The organism is Nocardioides pymetrozini (genome assembly GCF_046058985.1).
Classification (GTDB): Bacteria; Actinomycetota; Actinomycetes; order Propionibacteriales; family Nocardioidaceae; genus Nocardioides.
Genome location: NZ_CP175556.1, coordinates 1,188,050 through 1,202,336, shown reverse-complemented (window position 1 = coordinate 1,202,336; position 14,287 = coordinate 1,188,050). Strand labels below are relative to the sequence as shown.

General features: G+C 72.5%; 17 protein-coding genes and 1 tRNA gene. 6 read left to right on the top strand and 12 right to left on the bottom strand.

Going from position 1 to position 14,287, the window contains the following annotated elements; translation table 11 throughout:
* Positions 1-2: 2 nt before the first annotated feature.
* From ACJ5H2_RS05815 to ACJ5H2_RS05805, 3 genes are all read left to right on the top strand, one after another.
* Entirely contained in the window at positions 3-758 is a 756-nt protein-coding gene (locus ACJ5H2_RS05815; protein ID WP_408898622.1) for an ATP-binding cassette domain-containing protein, read from the top strand.
* The gene (locus tag ACJ5H2_RS05810) at positions 755-1,984 is read left to right on the top strand and encodes a hypothetical protein (RefSeq protein ID WP_408898621.1); all 1,230 of its coding nucleotides are present in this window, start codon (positions 755-757) and stop codon (positions 1,982-1,984) included. The genes ACJ5H2_RS05815 and ACJ5H2_RS05810 overlap by 4 nt, the downstream gene beginning before the upstream one ends.
* 129 nt (positions 1,985-2,113) lie before the next feature.
* Positions 2,114-2,551 (top strand): hypothetical protein, encoded by a 438-nt coding sequence (locus ACJ5H2_RS05805; RefSeq protein ID WP_408898620.1) that lies wholly within the window; start codon positions 2,114-2,116, stop codon positions 2,549-2,551.
* A gap of 10 nt (positions 2,552-2,561) precedes the next feature.
* Here ACJ5H2_RS05805 and ACJ5H2_RS05800 read toward each other — a convergent pair whose 3' ends face one another.
* From ACJ5H2_RS05800 to ACJ5H2_RS05770, 7 genes are all read right to left on the bottom strand, one after another.
* Entirely contained in the window at positions 2,562-5,015 is a 2,454-nt protein-coding gene (locus tag ACJ5H2_RS05800; RefSeq protein WP_408898619.1) for a penicillin acylase family protein, read from the bottom strand.
* Positions 5,016-5,187: 172 nt separating this feature from the next.
* Positions 5,188-5,487: a GroES family chaperonin gene (locus ACJ5H2_RS05795; protein WP_408899593.1), complete on the bottom strand. Its 300-nt coding sequence runs from the start codon at positions 5,485-5,487 to the stop codon at positions 5,188-5,190.
* 44 nt (positions 5,488-5,531) lie between these two features.
* Complete coding sequence (locus ACJ5H2_RS05790) at positions 5,532-5,780, bottom strand: DUF3618 domain-containing protein (protein WP_408898618.1); 249 nt, start codon at positions 5,778-5,780, stop codon at positions 5,532-5,534.
* Positions 5,777-6,547: an energy-coupling factor ABC transporter ATP-binding protein gene (locus ACJ5H2_RS05785; protein WP_408898617.1), complete on the bottom strand. Its 771-nt coding sequence runs from the start codon at positions 6,545-6,547 to the stop codon at positions 5,777-5,779. Before ACJ5H2_RS05785 ends, ACJ5H2_RS05790 begins: the two co-directional genes overlap by 4 nt.
* Positions 6,544-7,245: a cobalt ECF transporter T component CbiQ gene (cbiQ, locus tag ACJ5H2_RS05780; protein WP_408898616.1), complete on the bottom strand. Its 702-nt coding sequence runs from the start codon at positions 7,243-7,245 to the stop codon at positions 6,544-6,546. The genes ACJ5H2_RS05785 and cbiQ overlap by 4 nt, the downstream gene beginning before the upstream one ends.
* A 10-nt stretch (positions 7,246-7,255) precedes the next feature.
* Positions 7,256-7,567, bottom strand: coding sequence for a PDGLE domain-containing protein (locus ACJ5H2_RS05775; protein ID WP_408898615.1), 312 nt, complete (start codon positions 7,565-7,567; stop codon positions 7,256-7,258).
* Positions 7,564-8,250 carry an energy-coupling factor ABC transporter permease gene (locus ACJ5H2_RS05770; RefSeq protein ID WP_408898614.1) on the bottom strand — a complete coding sequence of 229 codons (687 nt, stop codon included), beginning with the start codon at positions 8,248-8,250 and terminating at the stop codon, positions 7,564-7,566. Before ACJ5H2_RS05770 ends, ACJ5H2_RS05775 begins: the two co-directional genes overlap by 4 nt.
* 128 nt (positions 8,251-8,378) lie before the next feature.
* On the opposite strand from ACJ5H2_RS05770, the gene bcp reads away from it, so the two are divergent.
* The 3 genes from bcp to ACJ5H2_RS05755 all read left to right on the top strand — a co-directional run bounded on the left by bcp (position 8,379) and on the right by ACJ5H2_RS05755 (position 10,258).
* Positions 8,379-8,873 (top strand): thioredoxin-dependent thiol peroxidase, encoded by a 495-nt coding sequence (gene bcp, locus ACJ5H2_RS05765; protein ID WP_408899592.1) that lies wholly within the window; start codon positions 8,379-8,381, stop codon positions 8,871-8,873.
* A 29-nt stretch (positions 8,874-8,902) separates the two neighbouring features.
* On the top strand, positions 8,903-10,153 hold the full coding sequence (locus ACJ5H2_RS05760) for a hypothetical protein (RefSeq protein WP_408898613.1): 1,251 nt from the start codon (positions 8,903-8,905) through the stop codon (positions 10,151-10,153).
* Between the two features lie 30 nt (positions 10,154-10,183).
* A tRNA-Leu gene (locus ACJ5H2_RS05755) sits at positions 10,184-10,258 on the top strand.
* 1 nt (position 10,259) lies between these two features.
* On the opposite strand, the gene rdgB is transcribed toward ACJ5H2_RS05755, so the two are convergent.
* The 5 genes from rdgB to ACJ5H2_RS05730 all read right to left on the bottom strand — a co-directional run bounded on the left by rdgB (position 10,260) and on the right by ACJ5H2_RS05730 (position 14,179).
* Positions 10,260-10,865, bottom strand: a complete 606-nt coding sequence (gene rdgB / locus ACJ5H2_RS05750) for an RdgB/HAM1 family non-canonical purine NTP pyrophosphatase (RefSeq protein ID WP_408898612.1) — start codon at positions 10,863-10,865, stop codon at positions 10,260-10,262.
* Positions 10,862-11,569, bottom strand: a complete 708-nt coding sequence (rph, locus tag ACJ5H2_RS05745) for a ribonuclease PH (protein ID WP_408898611.1) — start codon at positions 11,567-11,569, stop codon at positions 10,862-10,864. The genes rdgB and rph overlap by 4 nt, the downstream gene beginning before the upstream one ends.
* A 10-nt stretch (positions 11,570-11,579) precedes the next feature.
* Positions 11,580-12,359, bottom strand: coding sequence for an SGNH/GDSL hydrolase family protein (locus tag ACJ5H2_RS05740; protein WP_408898610.1), 780 nt, complete (start codon positions 12,357-12,359; stop codon positions 11,580-11,582).
* Positions 12,360-12,446: 87 nt separating this feature from the next.
* Complete coding sequence (locus ACJ5H2_RS05735; RefSeq protein WP_408898609.1) at positions 12,447-13,244, bottom strand: ABC transporter permease; 798 nt, start codon at positions 13,242-13,244, stop codon at positions 12,447-12,449.
* Positions 13,241-14,179, bottom strand: coding sequence for an ABC transporter ATP-binding protein (locus ACJ5H2_RS05730; RefSeq protein ID WP_408898608.1), 939 nt, complete (start codon positions 14,177-14,179; stop codon positions 13,241-13,243). The genes ACJ5H2_RS05735 and ACJ5H2_RS05730 overlap by 4 nt, the downstream gene beginning before the upstream one ends.
* Between the last annotated feature and the right edge of the window lie 108 nt (positions 14,180-14,287).

The window sequence follows — 14,287 nt, the reverse complement described above, 5'->3', positions numbered from 1 at the left end:
CGATGCCGCCCCACGCTGTCCAGGCCGACGGGCTGATCCACCGTTACCGGCAGACACTCGCCCTGAGCGACGTCGCCCTCACCTTGGATCCAGGGATCGTCGGCCTGGTCGGGGTGAACGGTGCCGGCAAGTCGACGCTGATCCGGATCCTGAGCACCGCCCTCGTGCCGGTGTCGGGCCGGTTGTCCGTCTTCGGCCTGGATGCGATGACTCTCGGTCGCCAGACTCGCCGTCGCATCGGGTACATGCCGCAGGACCTCACCATTCCGAAGTCCCTCAGGGTGGACGAGTTCCTCGCCTACGTCGCCTGGGCGCGGGGATTCGGTCGCAAGGGGCGCACGGATCTCGTCGACGAGGCGCTCGAAGCGGCAGATCTCACGAAGCGGGCAAGGAGCCGCGTGGGCGAGCTGTCCGGCGGAATGTTCCGGCGCCTGCTGCTGGGCCAGGCACTTCTGGGCTCTCCCGACCTGCTCCTGCTCGACGAGCCGACCGGCGGACTCGACCCGGAACAGCGCGTTCGGGTGCGTGAGCTCGTCGCTGCCGGCCCGGCGAGCCGCACGACGCTGGTGAGCAGCCACCAGATGGAGGACCTGGCTCCGATCGCCGACCGGATCGTGATGCTCGACGCGGGTCGGATCATCTTCGACGACTCCGCCCAGAGGTGGCGCGAGAGGGGCGAGAGCCTGATCTCGCCCATCTCCGGGATCAGCCCGTACGAGGCGGCGTTCCTCCAGCTTCGCGCAGGACCGGCCTCGTGAACCGGTCCACCGGCGCGGTGTTCGCGCTGCCGCTGATCGGCATCGGCCTTTTCGCGATCCTGAGCTTCGATGCGCCGTGGCGCGGCGAGTGGAACTGGACGTTCGACGCCATCACCGGTTCGAGCGTCCTGACGGGCCCCCTGACGGCGTCCGCGGCCGCGCACATCGCCATCGGCCAGCGTCGGCTGGATCCGCTGGTCGCGCCGATGGCGCGTGGCTGGATGGTGCCGTTCCGGACCGGGCTGCGTGCCTGGCTGTGGGGCCTCGCGGCCTACACCCTCACCGCCGGCGGCGCGGCACTGGCCACGGCCCTCACCCCCCACGGCGGGCCCGCATCCGGGTGGGTCCTCGCCGTCGGGCCCGTGCTCCTCGCCTGCTGCGCGATGGCGGGGACAGCGCTGGGTTGGCTGTGGCCGCACCGGCTCGCGCCGATCCTCGCGGCGCCGGCTGTGTTCCTGCTCGGAACCTTCGGACCCCGGCCGCTCCCCGACCTGCTTCGCCACGGTCCGGTGACGGGGTCGCTCGCGGGGCTGGAGTACGTGCCGTGGGTCTGGTGGGCGCAGCTCGGCGGCCTGCTCGGGCTCACTGGCCTGGCGGCCGCTGTCGTCCTCCGGTGGCAGGTGCCGGCGGTCCGCACCCGCGGGCTCGGCCTCACCCTGATCTCGACCGGTCTCCTGGTGATCACGAGCGTCCCGCTGGTGTCGGAGGACTCGTCTCGCTTCGCCCCGTCCGACGAGCGGCCGACCGCGTGCGCGGGCGCGAGGCCGCGGACCTGCCTGGCCCCGTCCAACACCCGCTACCTCGCCCCGACCGCGTCGGCCATCGACAAGGCAGCGCAGGTGCTCGAGGGCATCGGGGTCGACCTCCCGGCGACCTACGAGCAGTTGCTGCCGGGCTACCGGCCGCCGGTCGAGAGCGGCATGCTCACCGCCATCGACGACGTCGACGCGAGCCTGCGCCGCGGCGCCTCGCTCATCGCGACCCCGGCCGCCTGCACGGCGTGGACCGACCGGGAGGTCCCGCCGCCGGAGGTCGCCTACGAGGCACAGGGCCTGATCAGTGCCTGGATCGTGGCTTCCCAGGGTCTCTCCGGCGATCCGTGGAGCGAGGAGGCGAGGCGGTGGTTGGCCGACCCGGCGGCACCCGACCGGATCGCCTGGATGCGCGCTGCGTTCGGCGACCTCCGCGCGTGCCGGTTCTCGCGCCTCGCTCTGCCGTGGGACTGAGCGTGCCTGACCGGCGGGTCGTCCGCGCCTGGCTGGTCGGCCACCACGGATTCGCCTACCTGTTGTCGACCGTCGCCCTGACCCTCGGCCTGTGCCTGTTCGCGACCGAGAGCGTCCCGGGCGTCACCGGTGGTCCGACCGATTCCGCTGTGGGCGCTCGGCCCTCCCGCCTACGCGGGACTGGCGAGCATCGCGACCATCGACTCCATCCCGGTGGTCAGACCGGACCGGATCGTCCGGATCGCCCGAGCCTGCTGGCTCGGTGGCGTGCTCGCGGTCTCCGTGACCGGGACCGCTGCCGTCGCGGCTGCGACGGGCCTCGCGTCGCTGCCTCTCGGTACCGGTCTGCTGGTGGCCCTGACCTTCGCCGCGGCACCCGTCCTCGGTGCGACCTCGGTCGTCGTCGCCGCCGTTCCCGCGGTGGCGATCGTGACCCTGACCCGCTCGCTCGACGGACGACAGGCAAGCATCTGGGAGCCCTCGACGGCCCCCGCCGCCTGGTTCGCCCTGGCCCTGCTCTGCCTGGCCGGCTGCGCCAGCTACGTGCGCCGTGGCGGAGCACCATGACCCCACCGGGTCAGCTCCCGTCGAGCACGATCTCCTGCACGAGGTCCTGCGCGACCTGCTCCGGCGTCCACGCGAAGCGCACCCACCGCTCCTGGGAGAAGAGCGCGGTCTGGTCCGCCGACCAGGGCGAGGACGGATCCTCGTCCTGGCCGTAGGTGAGGATCGTGCGGGCGTCCACACTGCCGTCGGCGAGATAGGAGACCGCCTGGATGTGCGACGAGCCGTAGCTGACCGGCTTGTAGGCACCCGTGTTCGCGGCCGGGTGCCGCGACGCCAGGGCGTTCGCGTTGCCCGCCAGGTCACCCTCCCCACCGCCCAGCGGGTACGCCGGCGCCCCGCGGTCTCCGGCCACCTGGAGCGAGCCCCAGGGCGCGTCGAACGCCACACCGGAGGCACGGACCGCGTCGATGGCGGCCTGCATCGCCTTGACGACCCGCGGTCCCGTGCGCAGGCCGCGCGGCGTGTGGAGCGGGTCGGCGGCGTTGAACGGGACGGTCCACAGGTTGGCCCCGCTCGGAGCCCGCTGGACGAAGGCCTCGAAGAGGTGGGTGCCGACCGAGTCGGCGTCCGAGTGACCGTCCCAGGCGGCCAGGACCGCGCATGCCTCCGTCTCGCCCGTCTGCGCGCAGACCTGGTCGAGCCTGCCGTCCTCGCGCATCACCTCGGCGGCCCGCACCCGGTTCTCGTGCTGGTGCCCGCGCAGGGACTCCGGCGTCTCCTTGCCGCCACCGGCGAGACGGTCCACGACGTACTGCTGCACCATCCGGGTGCGCATGGTCCGCGCGCACCTCTCGCAGCCGATGATCGAGGCGTAGCCCTCGAGGCGCACCCGGTCGTTCGGCGTCCAGTAGGAGTCGTTGGCGTTCATCACCCAGTCGCGCCGGACCACGTCGGGGAGCCTGCCCGGGCCGAGGATCCCGGGCCGCTGGGCGTCGGCGTCGGTCCCCCACCGGCACGGGCCGTCGGCGAGGAGCCCGTTGAGTCCCGGCAGCCCGGCTACGGTCTTGAGCAGCAGGCCGACGGGCGTCATGCACCGGGTGGCCATCGCGTCGGTGACGTGCGGGACGACGCTGTGGTCGGCGTACAGGGTGTCGCCGCCGCTGTCCGCTGCCGTGGTGTTGACCCACGGCATGCCGCCGCCCTCGTCCTGTCGGCGGAGCAGGTCGCGCGCGCTGGTGGCCTCGCCCATGGCGAGGAAGGTGTCGATGGTGCGCAGGTGCTCGGCGTTGGCGTCGCGGATGGCCCAGAAGCTCAGCGGCGACCACCCCATGAACTGCGCGGGGCTGTCGATCACATAGCCCTGCGGCGTGCGCCAGAGATCCTCACGCACCGTGCGCACCGAGCCGTCGGGCTGCTTGACGGCCACGTCCACGACACGGCGCTCGGCCTTGCGGAGCAGGCCGTTGGCGCTGAGATAGACCGGCCCGGGTCCCACCGTGAGGTACTCGTACGGCGTGAACCGGTAGGCGGTGGAGACCGTGTGGCTCCACGCGACGTCCTTGTTCCAGCCGATGTTGACCACGGGAGAGCCGATCAGGGACGCGCCGGCGACGTCGTACCGCCCGGGGATCGTGAGGTGCTGCTGGGTGAACTTGTAGCGCCCGCCCCACGGGAAGTGCGGGTTGCCGAGCAGCAGGCCGCGGCCGGTGGAGCTGGCATCACCGCCGATCGCGGTCGCATTGGAGCCGAACTCGCCGTCCTGGCCCAGCGAGCGGAGCAGCTCCTCACGCTGGTCGCCGTCGAGCTGGGCGGCGTACGCCGCGACCTCCGCGTTCGTGGTGGGCAGCGGCAGCTTCAGCCCGAGGTCGGGCAGCCCGGGGTCCTGCAAGGTGGGCGGATCGGCCTCGACGATCTCCTTGACGAAGTTGCCCGACGAGGCGATCAGGTTCGCCATGTAGACGCCGTACCAGAGGTCCAGCTCGGTGGCGTCGGGCCGGATCCAGCTGGCGTCCCGGCAGGCCGGATCGGTGATCTCGTTGTCGCGCAGCCACCGGTTGATCCCGGCCGTGTATCCCCTCACCATCGCGCGCGCCCGCTCGCTCGGACCCGCCGCCGAGGCGAGCAGCCCCTCCACGACCCTGCGGTTGCGCAGGTCCGTCACGAAGGCGTCCACCTGGAGATTGGTGGCGTCGAGCGAGACGCCGTCGCGGTAGCGCGCCGTACCACCGAGATGGCGGGAGCGCTCACCGCGCGCGGTGAGCACCGTGTCGGCGAGGTTGCAGATCGACGAGCGCGCGGTCGCGTATCCGCTGCCGTAGCCGAGCGAGCCCCAGTCCTCGGCCGTGACGTGCGGGATGCCGTGCTCGGTGATCCGGACCGTGGCGTGGTACGCCGGGTCGGCGGCCGCGGCGGCTGCACCGGACCCGGGGGCCGCGCCGGACCCGGGGGCCGCGAGGGCGGGCACGACCAGGGTGGGAACCACCAGGGCGGCGGCGAGCAGGTTCAGCAGACGTGGGGGGCGCACACGGGTGCAACGTGTTCTGTGTGATCTGCGTTACGCCGCGGCCTCCGGGGACAGTTTCACCGGCCGGCCGGTGAAACTCACGCTTGGACGAAGAAGTTTCATCGTCCAAGCGTGAGTTTTGTCGTCCAACCTCGGACAGATTCACCGGCCGGCCGGTGAAACTGTCTCGACCTCACAGATACAGCCCCGCCGCCTCATCGCCGAGCCGCTCGGCGGCCACGGCGTGGATGTCCCGCTCGCGCATGACGACGTACACCTCGCCGGAGACCTCGACCTCGGCCTTGTCCTCGGGGTCGAACAGCACCTTGTCGCCCGTCACGACGCTGCGGCAGTGGGGGCCGACGGCGACGACCCGGGACCAGGCGAGCCGGCGGGCGCCCATCGCGGCGGTCGCCGGGATCACGATCCCCCCGGACGAGCGCCGCTCGCCGGCCTCGGTGTCGGCCTCGCACAGGATGCGGTCGTGCAGCATCTTGATCGGGGTCTTGTCGGACACGGGCGCGCTCACCCCCGGCGTCAGTGGGTGATCTTGCGCAGCACGACGAACAGCGCGACCACGCCGACGACGCCACCCACCGTCTTGAGGATGTTGTCGGTGCGCGGCTCCCCCGTCGCGGCGTCGACGTAGTACGCCTTCACCTGCGCCACCTCGCGGCCGATGATCGTCTTGGGGTGCGAGCGGTACAGCAGCTGGTCGATGGTGCCCGCGAGACGCTCGCGGGCCTCCTCGATCTCGCGCTCGATGTCAGAGGGAGTGTCACTCACCCGGGCAGGCTATCAACCGGCACCGTGCGCGGGTCGAACCCCCAGGGGAGTTCCAACCGGTGGGCACGCATCAGCTCGTCGTCGGTGAGGACCTCGTACGTCGACCCGTCGGCGACCACGCGACCGGAGCTGAGCACGACCGCGCGGGGGCACAGCTCGAGAGCGTAGGGCAGGTCGTGCGTGACCATGAGCACGGTGACGTCGAGGCCACGCAGGATGTCGGCGAGCTCGCGCCGCGACGCCGGGTCGAGGTTGGAGCTCGGCTCGTCGAGCACCAGGATCTCGGGCTCCATCGCGAGCACCGTCGCGACGGCGACCCGGCGGCGCTGGCCGAAGGAGAGGTGGTGGGGCGGGCGGTCGGCGAAGTCGGCCATGCCGACCCGGTCGAGCGCGTCCATGACCCGCTGCTGCAGCGCGGCTCCCTTGAGGCCCAGGTTCGCCGGGCCGAAGGCGACATCGGCCCGGACCGAGCCCATGAAGAGCTGGTCGTCGGGGTCCTGGAAGACGATGCCGACGCGACGGCGGATCTCGAGGAGGTTCTTCTTGGTGACGGGCAGCCCGCTGACCGCGACGCTGCCGGCGCCGTCGCCGGTCTCCGCCGACAGGATGCCGTTGAGGTGCAGCACCAGCGTGGTCTTGCCGGCACCGTTCGGGCCGAGGAGCGCCACCCGCTCCCCCGCGTGGACGTGGAGGTCGACACCGAAGAGAGCCTGGTGGCCGTCGGGGTAGGCGAAGGCGAGCTCGCGGACGTCGAGGACCGGGGTCACGCGCGCACCTCCGCGCCGGCGTCGGGCAGGCGCCCGTCGTACCCGCGGGAGAGCATCGCGAGGTGCACCCGCTCGCCCCTCTCGTAGGACCGCACGAACAGCGCCCCGAGCGTGCGCGCCAGCGCCGGCCAGTGGCGCGGCGAGCGGGGGTCCACGCCTCGCGAGCGCATCGCGGTGACCATCCGCCCGAGGTCCCCGGTGACGACGTCGAGGTAGCGGATCATGAAGCCCATGATCTGCACCAGCAGGTCGGGCAGGTGCAGCCGCTGGAGACCGCGGAGGACGTCGGCCGGCTCCGTGGTCGCGGCCAGCGTGAGCGAGGCGAGGACGCCGAGCGTGCCCTTCGCGGCCAGGCCCCAGGCAGCCATCAGCCCCGACTCCGACAGCGACAGCTCCCACCCGGCGAGCGCCACGGCGACCCGCGGCCCCTCGGCGACGAAGGGCATCAGGGCGGCGAAGAGCAGGAAGGGCACCTCGACGACCATCCGCGGGAGCAGGTAGGTCAGCGGGACCCGCGCGAGCACGACCACGCCGAGCAGGAGCGCGAGATAGCCGCCGAAGACGGGATACCACTCGCGCGGCGTGGCCACGACCGTGAGCACGAAGGCCAGCAGGAGCAGGATCTTCAGGTGCGCCGGGGCGCGGTGGACGACCGAGTGCCCGTGGAAGTGCAGCCGGTGGCCGTGCCCCGCCCCCATGCCGTGGCCGTCAGTCCTGCCGCGGCGCTGCGGGGTCGCGGCGGCGCAGCACCCAGAACAGTCCGCCGCCGATGAGCAGGGTCAGTCCGACGCCCGCCACACCTGCGATCCCGCCGCTGAGCCGGGCGTCGTCGACGCCCTTCGTCCCGTAGTCGGCGAAGGGGCTGCCGGTGTCGACCGGCTCCTCGGCGGTGTCGAGGAAGCCGGTCTTGTCGGCGACGTACTCGAGCCCGTCGGGATGGCTGCTGGCGTAGTAGCTGCCGACGCCCGCCAGGAGCAGGGCGACCAGCAGTCCGGCCAGCAGGAAGCGGCGGTTCCTCATGCCACGGCCTCCGCGGTCCGCAGGGAGGTACGCCGCGCGATCCCGCGGGCGCCGTGCACCAGGTCGGGGCGCGACGCGACGACCGCGCTGACCACCAGGGCGGTGACGATCGCCTCGCCCACGCCGATGACGGTGTGCCAGCCCAGCATGGCGGTCAGCACCTTGGCGACGGCGACGTCGGCGGTGCCCCCAATCGCGAAGAGCAGCGTGAACACGGCCGCCGCAGCGGGCACGGACACCAGGGCGCCGATGCCGGCGGCCACCGGCACCGACCCGAGCGTGCGCGGCAGGGCCGCCAGGGCGAGGCGGAAGACGGCGTACCCCACGAAGCAGCCGACGAGCCCCATCAGCGTGATGTTGGTGCCCAGCGCGGTGAGCCCGCCGTCGGCCATGAACAGGGCCTGCACCAGCAGGACGACGCTGATGCACAGTGCGCCCGTCCACGGCCCGACGAGCACGGCCGCGAGCGCCCCGCCGAGCAGGTGGCCGCTGGTGCCGGCACCGACGGGGAAGTTGATCATCTGGCCCGCGAAGACGAAGGCTGCGACGAGACCGGCCATGGGTGCCGTCCGGTCGTCGAGCTCGGCGCGCGCCTTGCGCAGCGCGATGCCCACGCCGGCAGCGGCGACGACGCCCGTCGCGACCGAGGTCGGGGCGTCGAGGAAGCCGTCGGGCACGTGCATGGTTGCTCCTGTACTCGGTCCGGTGTTCGGCAGCGCCGACCGGGGGTAGTTAGATGGTCACGAGCACGACCCACCTTATTGCATCGCAGTTGCAACAGCACCTGCCCGTCAGGAGAGTAGCCACCTCGATGAGCGACCAGGCCCGGCTGTCCCCCGGGGACCGCGCCCCGGACTTCTCCCTCGCCTCCGACCAGGGCGGCGAGGTCGACCTCTACGACCTGCTCGGCGAGGGCCGGAAGGTGATCGTGTACTTCTACCCGGCCGCCATGACTCCGGGCTGCACGAAGCAGGCCTGCGACTTCACCGACTCCCTCGACGCCCTCCAGGCTGCCGGCTACACCGTGGTCGGGATCTCGAAGGACACCACCACCAAGCTGGCCAAGTTCCGCGAGCGCGACGGCCTCACCATCACGCTGCTCGCCGACCCAGAGCTGGCCGTGCACCGCGCGTACGGCGCCTACGGCGAGAAGAAGCTGTACGGCAAGGTCGTCGAGGGAGTCATCCGCTCGACCTTCGTGATCGACGTCGACGGCACGGTCGAGCTCGCGCAGTACAACGTCAAGGCCACCGGTCACGTCGCGAAGCTCCGCAAGGACCTCGGCCTCCCGGTCCCGCCGGCCTGAACCCACCCGTACCTGAAGGACGCCACCCGATGAAGCTGCACCAGTCGCTCGCCGAGCTCGCCCGCGACCACGGCCACGGCCTGTTCCGCGACGCGACGGCCTTCCGCGGCTCGCTCGACGACTACCTCGACGAGGGGCAGGCGTCCGCCGGCACGATCAACCTGCTGACCGACGCCGTGCGTCTGGGCGCCCTCGACGGGCTGGTCACGATGCTCGACAGCGGCGCCCAGCCCGCCGACGCCGTGGAGTCGGCCGGACAGCGCCTGGCCCGCGACCGCGGCAGCGCCGACGTGCGCGGCTGCCAGTGGGCCGTCGCGGTCCTCGGCTTCGCCCTCGGCAAGGTTCCCGAGTCGCTCGTGACGGGCCTCGACCCGGACACCGGCACGGCCGCGCCCCCGAGCCACGGGCCGGGCGGCACCGCCCCGACCCAGCGGCCGGTGACCTCTCCGGCGGCGACCCCGGGGCCCCCGCCGATGGCCTCGCCGGTCGCGCCGCCGCAGCAGCCGGTGCTCTCGCCGCCGCACCAGCCCGCGCCCCCGTCATACGCCGCTCCGGCCGCCGGACCCGGCGGCCCGGGCGGCCAGGGCAGCCACGGCGGCTGGTCCCAGCCGGCGGCGCCGGCGAAGTCGCACACCGGGTTCATCGTCGCCACCATCGCGGTCGCCCTCGTGGTCCTGGTCGCCGGCATCATCGGCATCATCGCCATCGCGGGCAGCGACGACGACAAGTCGGCCGACGAGGGCTCGTCGCAGTCGACCGAGTCGGGCGACGCCTCCGAGGACCCGACCGACTCCGACGCCGCGGCGGACCTCGGCGGTCCCACGGTGGCGGGCACCGGCTACGAGGCGCACCTCCCCGAGGGCTGGGCCGACGACACCGAGGCGTTCACGGCGCAGAACCCCGGCGCGACCACGCTCGACCGGGTGTTCATCTGGGGCGCCACGTTCAACTCCGCGCGCGGCAACGTGATCGTGGAGATCCAGTCGGCCTACGGCAGCAGCGACCCGAACGACCTCGCGGACGACTGGAAGACCGCGCTGACCTCGGACGACGACACCGCCTTCTCGACCGACATCGACGAGCGGACGATCGACGGCGAGACCGCGCTCGGCGTCGACATCACCCGCACCAACGAGAACGGCATCGAGGTCGCGCAGCGCTCCTACCTGGCGATCAGCGGCGACACCGCCTACTCGATCACGGTCTCCCTGAAGGAGGGCGACGACGACGTGCTCGACCGGTTCGACGACATCCTCGGCGCCTGGCAGTGGACGGAGTGACCCGCCCCGACCAGTAGGCTCCGAGCCCGAGCGCCCGTAGCCCAACTGGCAGGAGGCATGCGGTTTAGGTCCGTACCAGTGTGAGTTCGAATCTCACCGGGCGCACTCAGCTGGACAGCAGGCCCGCGACCAGCGGCGCGATCTCGCGCAACGCCTTGCCGCGGTGCGAGATGGCGTCCTTGTCCTCGCGGGACAGCTCGGCCGTGGTGAGACCGGGGCGCTCGTCGGCGACGAAGAGGACGTCGTAGCCGAAGCCTCCGCTCCCCCGGGTCTCGCGCAGGACGCGGCCGTCCATCCGGCCCTCGACGACGAGCTCGCGCCCGTCGGGGTGGACGACCGCGACCGCGCACACGAAGTGCGCCGTACGACGCTCGTCCGGGACGTCCGTCAGCTGGGCGAGCAGGAGCTCGTTGTTGCGCGCGTCGCTCTTCGGCGGCCCCGACCAGCGGGCGGAGAGCACGCCGGGCATGCCGTTGAGGGCGTCGACGCACAGGCCGGAGTCGTCCGCGAGGGTCGGCAGACCGGTGGCGGCGACGCCGGCGCGGGCCTTCAGCAGCGCGTTGCCCTCGAAGGTGGGCTGGTCCTCGACCGGCTCGTCGAACGGCGCGACGTCGTCGAGGCCGACCACCTCGACCGAGGTCATCTGCTCGGCGAGGATGCGGCGCATCTCCTCGAGCTTCTTGGCGTTGCGCGAGGCGACGAGCAGCCTCACGACCCGAGCGCCTCACGCTGCAGCCTGGTCAGGTCGGCGCAGCCCTTCTCCGCGAGGGCGAGCAGCGCGTCGAGCTCGGCACGGTCGAAGGCCGCCCCCTCGGCGGTGCCCTGCACCTCGACGAACTTGCCGTCGCCGGTCATCACGACGTTCATGTCGGTCTCGGCCCGCACGTCCTCCACGTAGGGCAGGTCGAGCCGCGGGACGCCGTCGATGATCCCCACGCTGACGGCCGCGACCGAGCCGGTGAGGGCGGCCGGCACGCCGAGGGTCGCGCAGGCGTCGGCCAGGGCGACGTACGCCCCGGTGATCGCGGCGGTGCGGGTCCCGCCGTCGGCCTGCAGCACGTCGCAGTCGATCTGGATGGTGTTCTCCCCCAGCGCCTTGACGTCGATCACCGCGCGCAGGGAGCGCCCGATGAGGCGGCTGATCTCGTGGGTGCGGCCGCCGATCCGGCCCTTGACCGACTCGCGGTCCGAGCGGGTGTTCGTCGCTGCCGGGAGCATCGCGTACTCGGCGGTGACCCAGCCCAGGCCGGACCCCTTGCGCCAGCGCGGCACGCCGTCGGAGGCGGACGCCGCGCACAGCACGCGGGTCCGGCCGAACTCCACCAGCACCGAGCCCGCCGGGTGGTCGAGCCAGTTGCGGGTGATCCTGATCGGGCGCAGCTCGTCGTCGGCGCGGCCGTCCTCACGGTTGCTCATGGGGCTCAACCTACCGAGGCGCCGGCGCCCGGGCGCCGGTGGCCTTCACCGCCCGCCGGACCGCCCATGGCCCCAGGTCGCGAGCACGGCGGCCGAACCAGGGCCCGCCCTCGGTGACCATCCAGGCCACGTCCCGGCGCCAGCTGGGCGGGCTCCCGCCGCCGGGCTCCAGGCTCGGCAGCGGGAAGTCGAGGCCCGTGCTCCGCAGCCGCTCGGCCCAGGCCCGGGCCAGCGCGCGGTGGCCGTGCTCGGAGGGGTGGAAGCGGTCGACCGACCAGCAGGCGCGGTCGCGCACCTGCGGCATCAGCCCGAGGTCGAGCCGCAGTCCGCCGTAGGTCGCGTAGAGGTCGTCATAGACCTCGTTGACCACCTCGATCCGTGCGGCCATCGGGCGCACGAGCACCCGCGGCAGGCCCAGCAGCGCGGAGTGGTCGTGCCACCGGACGGTCATCAGGGTCGCGCCACCCGCGGCCAATGCGCCCGCCACGTGGTGGAGGTCGGCGCTCAGGCGCTCCGGGTCCCAGGTCGAGCGGAGCGTGTCGTTCACGCCGACGAGCAAGGAGGCGAGGTCCGGACGGTGGGACAGCGCCTCGCCGAGCTGCCGCTCCCGCACGACCGCCGCTGTCGCCCCGGAGATGGCCACGTTGCAGAACGAGACGTCGTACGACGCCTGCAGGGACTCCGCCAAGAGCCGCGCCCACCCCCGCCACCCTCCACCCGGGACCGGATCGCCGAGGCCGACGGTCGTGCTGTCACCCAAGGCCGCGAAGCGCAGGTATCCGTTGCCCACGACGACCACCGTGGCGGAGCCCGCTACGCGCGGGCCCCGCCACGGTGACGTGTCCGGCAACCTTCGGTGAAGGCCCGGGGCCGGGCGCTACTTGAACTCGATGCGCAGCAGGCGCAGGGTGCCCAGCACCAGCGGGACGACCAGCCACAGGAACCCGGAGGTCGCGAGCTGGGCCCACTCCTCGCCGGAGGGCTGGTAGTCCCCGCTGAACAGCGGCATCTGCGCGGTGTTGAACTCGATCCAGGGGGCGATCTTCTCGAAGCCCGAGCTCAGCGCGCTGAGGATCCCGGCGGCGATCGGGAGGATCAGGCTGTAGGCGAAGTAGGCGACGATGCCGGCGGGCGTGTTCATCAGCAGCATCGCGATGGCGAAGCCGACGAAGACGCCGATCGTGTTGGGGAGCACGAAGCCGTTGAAGATCTGGCTGCCCGTCAGTCCCCATTCGGCGGAGTCGCCCGAGAGAGCTCCCACGGCCGTGAACACCACGGCCAGGAGGGTGGCGAGCACCATGACCACCGCGGCCAGGACGATGCCCGCGAGGAGCTTCGCCGCCACGACCCGGGAGCGCTTCGGCTCGAGGGTGAAGGTGACCAGGCCGTTGCGCTGGGACTGCTCGCTGGTGACCAGCATGATGATGAGGATCGGCAGGAAGTAGCCCAGCGCACCGCCGGCGACGGACAGCATGTCCTTGAGGTCCTTCTCGCCGGCGGGCGCCACGAGGCTGAAGATCAGCAGGACGACGAGGACGAGGCCGACGATCGCGGTCGCGAACCAGAACCCCGCGCGGGTGTCGATCGCCTTGCGGATCTCGACACCGACGAGGCGGCTCAGCGGTGTGCGCGGCGTCCCGGAGACGTCGAGGGTGGGGACGGCGGCGGTGCTCATGCGGGGATACCTCCGGGAGTCGGGGCGCCGAAGCCGGCGACGGCCTCGCGGGCGTCGGCCGAGGTCAGCTCGAGGAACAGGTCCTCCAGGCCGGCGCCGCCGGACCGGAGGTCGGTGAGGACCACACCGGCGGACAGGGCGGTACGACCGACCTGCTCCGGCGAGGCGTGCACCTTGAGGCCGGCACCGGCGGGCTCGATCGCATGCCCCGCATGGGTCAGCGCGGCGCCGAGCGCGGTGTTGTCGAGCGAGGTCACCAGCGTGACCGGCGTGCCGTTCGCGCCCGCCAGCAGCGACGCGCGGTCGCCTTGGGCGACGATCCGCCCGCGGCCGATGAGGATCATCTCGTCGGCGATCTGCTCGACCTCGTGCAGCAGGTGGCTGGACAGCAACACCGTGCCGCCCCGGTCGGCGTAGCCCTTGAGCAGCCCGCGCATCCAGCGGATGCCGGCCGGGTCGAGCCCGTTGGCGGGCTCGTCGAGGATGAGGACGGACGGGTCGCCGAGCAGCGCGTGGGCGATGCCGAGGCGCTGCTTCATGCCGAGCGAGTAGTTGCGCAGCCGGCGCCCCGCCTCGTCGTCGTTGAGGCCCACGAGCGCGAGCATCTCGTCGACGCGCGCCTTGGGCAGGCCCATGGTCTGGGCCGCGATGGTGAGGATCTCGCGGCCCGTGCGGCCGACGTGCTGCGCCGACGCGTCGAGCAGCGTCCCGACATGGCGCCCCGGGTTCGGGATGTCGTGGTAGCGCATCCCGCCGATGGTCACCTGGCCGTGGGTCGGCAGGGTGAGCCCGACCATCACGCGCATGGTGGTCGTCTTCCCCGCGCCGTTGGGACCGAGGAAGCCGGTGACCCGTCCGGGCTGGCAGACGAAGCTGACGTCGTCCACGGCGGTGTACGCGCCGTAGGTCTTGGTGAGGCGATCAACGGTGATCATGGCTCCAGCCTGCCCGACGGAGCGCCGGCACACATCGGACCCCCGTCGCGAGCCACCCCGACCAAAGTAGGTGTCGCTCCGGTCCCCGGGCGCTGACGGCCGCCCGTC

What these genes read in the sequence shown, in the direction of transcription:
- ACJ5H2_RS05815 (WP_408898622.1), top strand. Translation starts at nt 3, where the DNA reads ATGCCGCCCCACGCTGTCCAGGCCGACGGGCTGATCCACCGTTACCGG.
- ACJ5H2_RS05795 (WP_408899593.1), bottom strand. Translation starts at nt 5,487, where the DNA reads ATGCTGCACGACCGCATCCTGTGCGAGGCCGACACCGAGGCCGGCGAG.
- cbiQ (WP_408898616.1), bottom strand. Translation starts at nt 7,245, where the DNA reads ATGGGGGCGGGGCACGGCCACCGGCTGCACTTCCACGGGCACTCGGTC.
- ACJ5H2_RS05775 (WP_408898615.1), bottom strand. Translation starts at nt 7,567, where the DNA reads ATGAGGAACCGCCGCTTCCTGCTGGCCGGACTGCTGGTCGCCCTGCTC.
- ACJ5H2_RS05770 (WP_408898614.1), bottom strand. Translation starts at nt 8,250, where the DNA reads ATGCACGTGCCCGACGGCTTCCTCGACGCCCCGACCTCGGTCGCGACG.
- bcp (WP_408899592.1), top strand. Translation starts at nt 8,379, where the DNA reads ATGAGCGACCAGGCCCGGCTGTCCCCCGGGGACCGCGCCCCGGACTTC.
- ACJ5H2_RS05760 (WP_408898613.1), top strand. Translation starts at nt 8,903, where the DNA reads ATGAAGCTGCACCAGTCGCTCGCCGAGCTCGCCCGCGACCACGGCCAC.
- rph (WP_408898611.1), bottom strand. Translation starts at nt 11,569, where the DNA reads ATGAGCAACCGTGAGGACGGCCGCGCCGACGACGAGCTGCGCCCGATC.
- ACJ5H2_RS05735 (WP_408898609.1), bottom strand. Translation starts at nt 13,244, where the DNA reads ATGAGCACCGCCGCCGTCCCCACCCTCGACGTCTCCGGGACGCCGCGC.
- ACJ5H2_RS05730 (WP_408898608.1), bottom strand. Translation starts at nt 14,179, where the DNA reads ATGATCACCGTTGATCGCCTCACCAAGACCTACGGCGCGTACACCGCC.